10 protein-coding genes, 2 tRNA genes and 1 pseudogene are annotated in these 10214 nt (G+C 35.9%); 6 read left to right on the top strand and 7 right to left on the bottom strand.

Going from position 1 to position 10214, the window contains the following annotated elements:
• Positions 1 to 402 precede the first annotated feature (402 nt).
• Positions 403 to 1059: a TfoX/Sxy family DNA transformation protein gene (locus B0186_RS11025; protein WP_078219480.1), complete on the top strand. Its 657-nt coding sequence runs from the start codon at positions 403 to 405 to the stop codon at positions 1057 to 1059.
• 180 nt (positions 1060 to 1239) lie between these two features.
• On the opposite strand, the gene B0186_RS11020 is transcribed toward B0186_RS11025, so the two are convergent.
• Both B0186_RS11020 and B0186_RS11015 read right to left on the bottom strand, forming a co-directional pair.
• Positions 1240 to 1315, bottom strand: a tRNA-Asn gene (locus B0186_RS11020).
• A 5-nt stretch (positions 1316 to 1320) separates the two neighbouring features.
• A tRNA-Phe gene (locus B0186_RS11015) sits at positions 1321 to 1396 on the bottom strand.
• A gap of 278 nt (positions 1397 to 1674) precedes the next feature.
• Here B0186_RS11015 and mak point away from each other — a divergent pair.
• Positions 1675 to 2586: a fructokinase gene (gene mak, locus B0186_RS11010; protein ID WP_078219478.1), complete on the top strand. Its 912-nt coding sequence runs from the start codon at positions 1675 to 1677 to the stop codon at positions 2584 to 2586.
• A gap of 73 nt (positions 2587 to 2659) precedes the next feature.
• Here the strand turns inward: mak and mltC are convergent, their stop codons facing one another.
• The 3 genes from mltC to mutY are packed head-to-tail and all read right to left on the bottom strand — an operon-like array spanning position 2660 to position 5135.
• The gene (mltC, locus tag B0186_RS11005) at positions 2660 to 3730 is read right to left on the bottom strand and encodes a membrane-bound lytic murein transglycosylase MltC (RefSeq protein WP_078219476.1); all 1071 of its coding nucleotides are present in this window, start codon (positions 3728 to 3730) and stop codon (positions 2660 to 2662) included.
• 2 nt (positions 3731 to 3732) lie between these two features.
• Entirely contained in the window at positions 3733 to 4008 is a 276-nt protein-coding gene (locus B0186_RS11000; protein WP_078219474.1) for an oxidative damage protection protein, read from the bottom strand.
• A 2-nt stretch (positions 4009 to 4010) separates the two neighbouring features.
• A complete protein-coding gene (gene mutY, locus B0186_RS10995; protein WP_078219472.1) occupies positions 4011 to 5135 on the bottom strand; it encodes an A/G-specific adenine glycosylase in 1125 nt (374 codons plus the stop codon).
• A 151-nt stretch (positions 5136 to 5286) separates the two neighbouring features.
• Here mutY and trmB point away from each other — a divergent pair, with 151 nt between their 5' ends.
• The gene (gene trmB / locus B0186_RS10990) at positions 5287 to 6039 is read left to right on the top strand and encodes a tRNA (guanosine(46)-N7)-methyltransferase TrmB (protein ID WP_078219471.1); all 753 of its coding nucleotides are present in this window, start codon (positions 5287 to 5289) and stop codon (positions 6037 to 6039) included.
• A 105-nt stretch (positions 6040 to 6144) separates the two neighbouring features.
• On the opposite strand, the gene B0186_RS10985 is transcribed toward trmB, so the two are convergent.
• Positions 6145 to 6744, bottom strand: a complete 600-nt coding sequence (locus B0186_RS10985) for a histidine phosphatase family protein (protein ID WP_078219469.1) — start codon at positions 6742 to 6744, stop codon at positions 6145 to 6147.
• Between the two features lie 15 nt (positions 6745 to 6759).
• Positions 6760 to 8229, bottom strand: a complete 1470-nt coding sequence (locus tag B0186_RS10980) for an SLC13 family permease (protein ID WP_078219467.1) — start codon at positions 8227 to 8229, stop codon at positions 6760 to 6762.
• A gap of 111 nt (positions 8230 to 8340) precedes the next feature.
• Between B0186_RS10980 and B0186_RS10975 the strand changes: the two genes are divergently transcribed.
• From B0186_RS10975 to B0186_RS12095, 3 genes and pseudogenes are all read left to right on the top strand, one after another.
• Positions 8341 to 9240 (top strand): LysR family transcriptional regulator, encoded by a 900-nt coding sequence (locus B0186_RS10975; RefSeq protein ID WP_078219465.1) that lies wholly within the window; start codon positions 8341 to 8343, stop codon positions 9238 to 9240.
• A 109-nt stretch (positions 9241 to 9349) separates the two neighbouring features.
• Complete coding sequence (locus tag B0186_RS12100; RefSeq protein WP_172459652.1) at positions 9350 to 9730, top strand: IS1 family transposase; 381 nt, start codon at positions 9350 to 9352, stop codon at positions 9728 to 9730.
• Positions 9731 to 9735: 5 nt separating this feature from the next.
• Positions 9736 to 10214: pseudogene (locus B0186_RS12095) on the top strand (IS256 family transposase, variant Zn-binding type); the annotation flags it as partial.

Below are 10214 nucleotides of genomic sequence, written 5' to 3'. Positions count from 1 at the left end.
AAAGAACAAAAAACAACGACACACTGTATTTTTCAAAACTTCACAACAGCGTGTCGTTGTGTGGTGCGCATTATAGGCATTTCGAAAATCTTTGCAAGCACTTTTTGCAAAAAAATTTTCGCATGCCGAAATTTTATACTTTTTAATCTTAATCTAAACACTATAATCCTATATCTTACTAACATGTCTAATTTTTAGACACTCTAAAATAAACGCACGGCAAAAAACTCTCAAAAAAACAAAATTTTTTTACAAATACTCGATCTCTGTCACAAAATCACAACAAAATTATAAAGTTATTTTAAAGAAAGACATTAGTGTATGTTATAACTTAACTTGGCTAGAGAGCGATAATCTAGTCAAAACTAAGTTGTTTAATATAGTCACAATTGAGGTCAAACTATGACTAAAACATTAAAAAACACACAAGAGATAGTAGCTGAACTTACAGAGCTTATAGGAACTATAACAGCAAAAAATTTATTTTCAGGTTATGGTTTATTTAAACAAGATTTGATGTTTGGACTATACCAACAAGGTATATTCTATATCAGAGCAGAGAATAAGCTTGCAAGATACTTAGAAAGCTTAGGGGCCTTATCTTATCTAGCTGTTACACCTAATCCTCAATTAAGTATAAGTAATTATTATCAATTACCATGTGAAATAAGGAATAACAAAAAACATTATAAATATATTCTCCTTTTATCCCTAGCACAAGTTAGGACTAAAAAAACCGCAGAGACACTTGCTAAACAAAAACGTATAAAGGATCTTCCCAATTTATCAATCAAGCACGAAAGACTCCTCTCCAAAATCAATATAACAGATGTAAAATCTTTTAAACTGAAAGGTTCTGTAAATTGTTATATTGAGCTAAAACAACAAGGCATTCCTGTCAACTTAGCTTTATTCTGGAATTTTACTGCTGCACTTTTATATAAAAATGTTCATGTATTAACTAAATCAGAAAAAGAGTACGCTCTAAAAAAGCTAAACAAAGGCTTGAAAAACGCTGGTTTAAAAACTGTTAAATTAATGTTTGTTAAAGATATATAAGAGTAAAAATCTATATAATAAAATAGGCTGAACTAGATACTAGATCTTGTTCAGCCTTTTTAGAATTTATTAAAATATATAATTTAGTTATAAACAAAATAATAAAGTAAAAATATTTTACTATGACAGCTAGATTACTAGTAATAAAAAACCCGCTAGTTCATAGCGGGTTTAAAAATTTGGCTCCTCCTGCTGGACTTGAACCAGCGACATATGGATTAACAGTCCACCGTTCTACCGACTGAACTAAGGAGGAATATATGGTGCCTCGAGGCGGAATCGAACCACCGACACGGGGATTTTCAATCCCCTGCTCTACCGACTGAGCTATCGAGGCAATGTCTTAGTGGTGCGTATTAAACGTTTTTTTCCTTCCTAAGTCAACAATAATTTAAAAAAAATTAAAAAAACTGAATTGCTTGCCTGTTTAATACACAATATGCTTGTAAATAAGCCAACAGATGATTAAAAATAGCTAAAAAAACATAACCCAGTGTTATCTTAATCATTACTGATTTTATCATAAGCTTAATCAGTAAAAAGATCATTGAGGTGAAATAAGAGTAGTTAGATAATACTTAGAAAAAAATTATATTTGTAAAATAAGAGGTTTTTATGCGAATTGGAATTGATTTAGGTGGAACAAAAATTGAAGTTATTGCCCTTTCAGAACAAGGTCAAGAACTGTTCCGCAAGCGAGTAGCTACGCCAAGAGGATCTTATCAAGACACTTTAATGGCAATTAAAGGCTTGGTCGATGATGCCGAAGCTGCAACAGGTATGACTGGTACAGTTGGAATTGGCATTCCAGGCACAGTTTCACCTTTTAGTCATAAAGTAAAAAATGCGAATTCAGTATGGTTAAATGGACAACCTTTTGATAAGGATTTGGCAACATTATTAAATCGTGAAATTCGTATGGCAAACAATGCGAATTGTATGACGGTCTCCGAAGCAACAGACGGGGCAGGTGCTGGAAGTGCGGTGGTTTTAGCCTTAATTTTAGGCACTGGCTGCGGTTCTGGTATTGTCATTAATGGCAAGCCTCATAATGGTGGCAACGGTATCGGTGGTGAATGGGGACATAATCCATTACCTTGGCAAGATGAAGAAGAGCGGGCGGTTGCAGAATCCACACCTTGTTATTGTGGGCAAAGAGGCTGTATTGAGCAATTTGTGTCAGGTACAGGATTATGTGATGACTATGAACGCCGCTCGGGTAATCGCTTGAAAGGTAATGAAATTGTTGCTCTTGCGGAACAGGGCGATGAAATTGCTGAACAATCGCTTCAAGCCTACGAGCGTCGTTTAGCAAAATCTTTGGCTTCCTATGTGAATATCTTAGATCCCGATGTCATTGTGTTTGCAGGTGGCGTTTGTAATATCGAAAGACTCTATACTAATGTACCTAAATTAATGCCAAATTATATTTTTGGTAAGGAATTTCATACCCCTATTCGTAAAGCTCTGCACGGCGATTCTAGTGGTGTACGTGGCGCCGCTTGGTTATGGAATAAAGATACATAGTTCAGCAAACAATTGGAAAGACAAAAAAATCGCTAACAATAAATTTTCATATTAGCGATTTTTTTCTTTTAGATTACTTAATAACCCTATAATTCTTTTGTGCTTTATCTACTTTCAACAAATAATTTCTTGCTTGTGCAGAAGGATGCATTGTTGTCAGAATTCGATAAACTTGCTCTGGATATAAACGATTAATTTTGTTAATAGCCATATCTCGATCGTTATCAAATACTCTTAAAACGGCCCCTGCACCACTATTGTAAGCAGAAATCATGGCAAAACGTTTTGAGGTCGGATTGCTAATACCATCTAAATACTTATCTCTTAATAAAGTTAGATAAGCTACTCCAGCATCAATATTCTTAGCTGGATCAAATAAATAATTCTTTGACGGTTGTCCATTTAAACCTTTTAAACGGAAAACATCTCGTCCTGCGGTATTAGGGACAACTTGCATCAAACCTATGGCATTCGCATAACTTATCGCATAAGGGTTAAAACTTGACTCCGTTTGCATAATGCCAAGAATTAGGCTTTCATCAATGCCATAACGTCGAGCAGATTTACGGATTAAAGGTAGATAGCGTTGAGCTCGAACAGCCACATGGTTTGCCACCATTGGAATCACAACATATTGAGCAACACGCCCATTAGCTAAACGACGACTTTGTAACTTATTCTGTAAAAGATAATTGGCAAAATGACCTGCTGTTGCTGTATTTTTAATTTGAGCACCTTGATGATCAACAACTAAGCCAACAAGGAATGGGCGAGAACTAATAGGCACATCACCGGACGCAAATAAATCTATACCTTTAGCATCAGAGCCCATTAATAAAGTATGAACGATAGAGTGATATAAACGGCTTGTATCGCCCAAAGTTTCAATCATAATAGAGCCTTCATCAAAGCTGATATGACTACGTGTATAGAAACCATCAGTATATTTTACATAGTCTTTTCTACTTGCTACGAGAAGTTCATTCACGCCCCAAATTTGATCAATATTATGGGAAAATTGCCCAGTTAAAATATCTAATCCTCGCGTATCTTTAGCAAAAGCTTCATCATAATCATTATTTATTGTGGAGCTGCTACAAGCGAAAAGAAAAGGAATAATAGCCAATACAATATATTTTTTCATATTTATTTTTCTGTTTGAGGAACATAACCTTCAATATGAACATCTTTTCCTTCAAATAGGAAATTTACCATTTCTTGTTCTAATAATTGGCGATGTTCAGCATTCATCATATTGAGTTTTTTCTCATTGACTAACATAGTCTGTTTTTTCAACCAATCAGCCCAAGCCTGTTTACTAATATTATCAAAAATACGCTTACCTAATTCGCCAGGATAAAGCTGAAAATCTAATCCTTCAGCCTCTTGTTTTAAATAAGCACAAAATACGTTTCTTGCCATAATTATTTCCTTTTTTGCAATTCGATTAATAAATTCTTAACAGGCGTAGCCAAGCCAATTTGGCTCGGATTTGCCAGATCATACCAATATTTAACCGCACTTGATATAGCCGAGCCATATTCTGCCTCATTTTCTGTAATTTTTTTCCAATTTGTACGATCCAGTTCTAATTCTTCAGTTTGAGCCTGTGCATAAATTTGTGCATAAATAGGATAAATATCCAAATGAAAATGGCTAAAAGTATGACGAAATGCCGTCCATTGTTGATATTGTTGAATACCCTGTTGCGATAGATAAGCCAATAATTCTGCTTGAGAATCAAATTGAGGAAAACAATATAATCCGCCCCAAAGTCCCGAGTTTGGACGTTGCTCAAGTGCAACCTTACCTTGATGTTCTAAAATCAAAAAATAACTTTCTCGTTCAGGCAAAGATTTCTTTGGCTTTTTAGCTGGAAAATCAGCCCAATTATTTTGCAAATTTGCACCGCACTTTTGTGCCAAGGGGCAAAGTAAGCATTTAGGTTTAGAACGAGTGCAAACCATCGCCCCCAAATCCATCATCGCTTGATTAAAATCTGCCACCAGCTCTCTTGGCGTAACTTCTGCACTGAGTTGCCACAGCTGATCTTCTACTTTTTTCTCGCCAGTCCAGCCTTGCACCTGAAAATAACGCGCTAGCACTCGCTTTACATTGCCATCCAAAATAGGATAAGGCTGATTAAGCACCGAAGACAACACCGCCCCAGCTGTACTACGCCCAATACCAGATAAATCCCACACTTGCTGAAAGTCCGTGGGAAATTCTCCTTGATACTCATCTCTTATGGTCTGTGCTGCCTTATGTAAATTGCGAGCCCTTGCGTAATAACCAAGCCCCGTCCACAAATGCAAAACCTCATCTAAAGGGGCATTCGCAAGTGCGGTAATATTTGGAAAAGTTTTAATAAAACGCTGAAAGTAAGGAATCACTGTTGCAACTTGGGTTTGTTGCAACATCACCTCAGACAACCAAACACCATATAGGGTTTTATTTTGCTGCCAAGGCAAATTTTTACGCCCAAACTGCTGATACCATTCAAGTACCGCATGGGCAAAAGGAGCATGAGAATTAGATTGAGCCTGCATAATTGGGGGAATAAAAATGAAAATAAGTGTAGCATTTTTTATAGAACATCTCCCCTAATAACTTAATTATTTCGCTAAAACTGACCGCACTTTATATTTCCCTTCAAAATACTTATAATTCGCCCTCACAATAAGCAACCAAACAAATAAAATGACAGAACAAAAAATAACTTTTGCCGATCAAAAACGCAAAACCGTTGAAATCGCCGAATTTACTGAAGATGGCCGTTATAAACGCAAGGTTCGTAGCTTCGTGTTACGCACAGGGCGTTTAAGCGAATTTCAACGTAATATGATGAATGATAATTGGGCAGAATTAGGGCTTGAACATCAAACCACCGCATTTGATTTTACTCAGATTTATGGCAATACCAATCCCGTAATTTTAGAAATTGGCTTTGGTATGGGTAAATCTTTAGTAGAAATGGCAATGCAAAATCCGGATAAAAATTATCTTGGAATTGAAGTACATACACCAGGCGTGGGGGCTTGTATTGCTTATGCTGTTGAAAAACAAGTGAAAAATCTACGCGTAATTTGCCATGATGCAACAGAAATTTTACGTGATTGTATCGCAGACGGCAGTCTTGGTGGGTTACAGTTGTTTTTCCCAGATCCTTGGCATAAAGCAAAACATCATAAACGCCGCATCGTCCAACCGCACTTTGTCGCACAGGTTCAACTAAAACTTATGCCAAATGGCTTTATTCATATGGCAACAGACTGGGAAAATTATGCGGAACATATGCTGGAAGTACTCACAAGTGCGGTAGGTTTATGCAATACTTCTGCAACCAATAATTACATCCCCCGCCCAGATTTCCGCCCTTTAACCAAGTTCGAGCAACGTGGTCATAAGCTTGGACATGGGGTTTGGGATTTGTATTTTGTTAACAGTCTGTAGTGCCTGAGCAAAAAATCTAGCCAAAAACAAACCGCACTTTGATTCAAAAGGGAGCAAAGTGCGGTTATTTTTTTACTAAGTTCTCAAACCAATAATCTTTGGGCTTTAGTCTGCTACATTGCTAGTAGGAATAAAACTTCCTAAATTATATGCCTCCAGTTTAATTGGCAAATCTGGGCTGATTTCAAAAATCGTTAAGGTTCCTTGAGTGACTGGCAGAAGATGTTTGGTTGAAAGAGAGACCAAGGTTTCGCAAGCCGCTCGAATAACACCACTATGCACAATTGCTAGGATATCACCATCATATTGATTAACCCACTTCAATAATGCCTGTGAAATACGCTGACAGAATGCTTGCCAGCTTTCGCCGCCTTGTGGAGTATAATCACCATCACGCCAAGCCTGATATAACCTTGGATTTTCCGCCATAATCTCTTGCTTTTTACAGCCTTCCCACTCCCCCATTGCGAGTTCTCTAAGTTCGCTATCTTGAGTAGGATTGGTACAACCAATAATTTCCGCTGTTTGCAAGGCTCGTCCTAAATCAGAACTCACCACATATTTAGGCGAAAATTGTTCAATCAAAGGTTTAATAGCTTTTGCCTGCTGAATCCCTTTTTCAGACAAAGGCGAATTTTGATGCCCTTGTAAGCGATGTTCTTGATTCCACAATGTTTCGCCATGACGTAATAAAATTAACCGCATAAATTACCTCAGTTTTTATAAACTATATCCCAGTAACTGGAACCAAGTAAATACCGATAAACAAATGATAGTGGCACTAATAAAACAAGTAATTAAGCCATATTTCATTTGATCTAATACACTAAAGTAACCTGTCGCAAAATAAATGGTATTCACTTTAGAATGTGGTGGTAAGGTAATGGTGTAAGTTAATGTGAAGGAAGCCGCTAAAGCTAATGTCACAGGGTTCATTCCAAGAGATTGTGCTAAGGCAATAATCGATGGAATGAGAATAGTTGTTCTGACAGTTTTACTGGTAAAAATTAAATGGCTGTACATACAAACAAAGATAACAACAATATAAACCGCCGTATGGCTCATTGTTTCTAAACCTAAGCCATGAACGACTTTATCCATAATCCATTGTGCACCTTTGGTCGATTCTAAAGTGTTACCTGCCGCATAAGCGCCTGCAGCAAACAACATTAAATCCCATTTAATTTTAGCTTCAGACCAAGTAAGCAAACCTATTCTTGGCATTAAACAGAGAACGGCTGCGATAACGGCGGTCATATAAACACTAATTTTGAATCCAAACCAGGCTTTTTGATAATCTTCTGTCGCCCAAAGTAAAACGGTAAGTAAGAAGATCGCCATGGCTTTCTTTTCATCCAAGGTTAAACGACCTAATTTTTGGTATTCTGCTTTAAGACGAGATAAGGCTTCAGCAAAGTGCGTTTCTTTCTTCATGGAGAAAAGTTTAAAGCCGATTAAGAAAGAGAGCATTATTGCAATAAAGGCAATCGGGAAAGATGCCATAAGCCAATCAATATAACCAATATCACCGCCCGCTTGTTTATTGATAAAGCCCACTGCGATAATGTTTGCGGCAGTTCCCGTCATTACGCCCGATGTTGCAATGGCATCAGCTTGCACACCTTGTAGCATCATTAACTTACCAAAATTGCTTTCCCCTGGTACTGCACGATAAATTTCCAATAAAATCAAACAAATTGGCACCATCAACGAAGCACGAGCTGTTGTAGAAGGTACAAAGAATACTAATATAAAATTAATTAATACTAAAACAAACATTGCTTTGCGTGGTGTTTGCCCAAAATGGGTAATCATCCATAACGCAAAACGTCGGGCAATATTAGATTTAATCATTGCCGAAGTCAGAACAAAAGCAGATACCATCAACCAAATCACATCATAGCCAAGTGTGGCGAAGACAACTTTGTCTTTCTCAACGGTTTGAGTTAATGGTAATAGAATAATCACCAAAAGTGAGGTTAAATAAATTGGGATTGAGCCACATACCCAAAGGGTTAAAGCACTACAGAAAATAGCAATCGCTTTTTGTCCTTGCACTGTTAAGCCATCGGGCGTTGGCATAAACATCAGCACAAGCAATACCGTTAAAGCTAACGGAATACCAAGTTTTTTTAGCCATTCCTTTTTGGCTGGCTGACTTTCTGGGTTTGAGAGTACTGTTTCATTCATCGCTAATCACTCCATATTTTATCTATAGAACAACTTGATTATAGAGAGTTGATTAAGCATAAAAAAATTGTATTATGCTATACAAACTATAAATAATTTTTATGGAAAAGTATGAATTTAAGTCAGCTTAAAACCTTTATGGTACTTTCTGAGTGTTTGAATGTAACAGAAACCGCAGAAAAGCTCTTTTGTACGCAGCCCTCGGTCAGCATTAAAATTAGAAAATTGGAAGAATCCTTAAATACGGTTTTGTTTGAAAGAATTAACAACAGACTTTATTTAACAGAGCAAGGCAAAATTTTCCGAGCCTATGTAAAACAAATGCTTTCCACCTTGGAAACCTCCATGGAGCATTTACATCAATATGATGATCCTAACTATGGAAAAATTACTATAGGTGCAAGCCATTTTGTTGGCGTTTATTTGTTACCGAAGATTATTGCAGAATATAAACAGCTTTCACCTAATGTGGAGCTAAGTATTCAAATTTTGCCGTCACAGCAACTGATTCAAAAATTAGAAAATCATCAAATTGATTTTTTGATTATGTCAGATCAAGTTTATTTTGATCCTCAGAAATACCAGACACATAGATTTTTGTCTGATGAATTGATTTTAATTGCCTCACCTAATCACCCTCTGGCTGAAAAAACAGAATGTGATTTTGCCTCTCTTAGCCAGCAACAACTGATTATAAAACCTAGCCTTTCTGAAACAAGAAAATTTATTTTTCAGCATCTTAATACTGACCAAATTGCACAATTAAAAATAATGGAATTTAATAGCCTAGAGGGAATAAAGCATTGTGTAATCAATGAACTAGGCGTATCTATTATTTCAAGACTGGCAGTTACTAATGAACTTAATAGCGGGCTATTGGTTGAAATCCCTCTAAAAAACTTAAAGTTTGAACGAGGGATTAATTATATTTTTCATAAAGATAAATATGTTTCTCCAGCGATACAAAGATTTCTAAGTGTAGTTAAAGTTAACAATAATCAACAAATATAAAAATGGGCTATATTATGTAACTGCAACACAATGATTGAATAACTTTTTTGTGTGCGAACACAGGTTACTACAGATATTTCGTTATTGGAGAATAGTGTAATGGACAAAAATGTGGGAAAAAACTGTAGTGAAGCCTTATACTACAAGCCTTTATCCCACATTTTTGAAATATGAATCAAAAAACTGCCCATTTTGCCAAAATTCAATTATTCATAAACATGGTAAAATAAATAATATTGAACGCTATAAATGCACCTCCTGTAATAAAACATTTACCTTCCAAAAGAAATTAAATCCTAGTGATATTTGGAAAGATTATTCACAAGGAAAACAAACCTATAAAGAACTCTCAATTAAATATCAATGCTCAGTTAAAACTATTCAAAGATATATCGATAAAGCCCCTAAAACAGCCTTAAATTCCCCTATTTCAACCTATTTAATATTATTATGGATACCACTTTCTTTGGGCGAGAATTTGGGGGTTTAGTATTAATGGATAGCTTGAGTGAAAAGGTCATTTATCATCAAATTGTGAGTACAGAGAGGGATGAATATTATCAGTTGGCTTTGAATAGATTTAGAGATAAAAATCATGCAATTCAATCAGTTACCTGTGATGGTCGGCGAGGCTTACTTAAGGATTTATTGAATACACCAACCCAAATGTGTCATTTTCATTTAGTGGCGATGGTGATGAGAAAGTTGAGAAAAAAACATAAATCCCTAGCAGGAAAGGAATTAAAAGTTTTAGTCAAAAAGCTTAAAGAAAATAATAAAAATGAGTTTTATCGTAACCTACACTATTGGTATTTAAAACATCAAGATTATTTAAATGAACGTTCAGAGAAATCTAATGAAAGCGGTTATTTTCCTTATAAACATAAAGGCTTAAGAAGCGCTTATGCTAGTCTGAAATATTATGAAAAATATTTATTTACCTTTGAAAAATACCCTGAATTAAATATAGAAAA

This window comes from Canicola haemoglobinophilus, from assembly GCF_002015075.1.
Lineage (GTDB): Bacteria > Pseudomonadota > Gammaproteobacteria > Enterobacterales > Pasteurellaceae > Canicola > Canicola haemoglobinophilus.
Note: the sequence above shows the minus strand (reverse complement) of the source record. Positions and strands in the feature narration are given on the sequence as shown.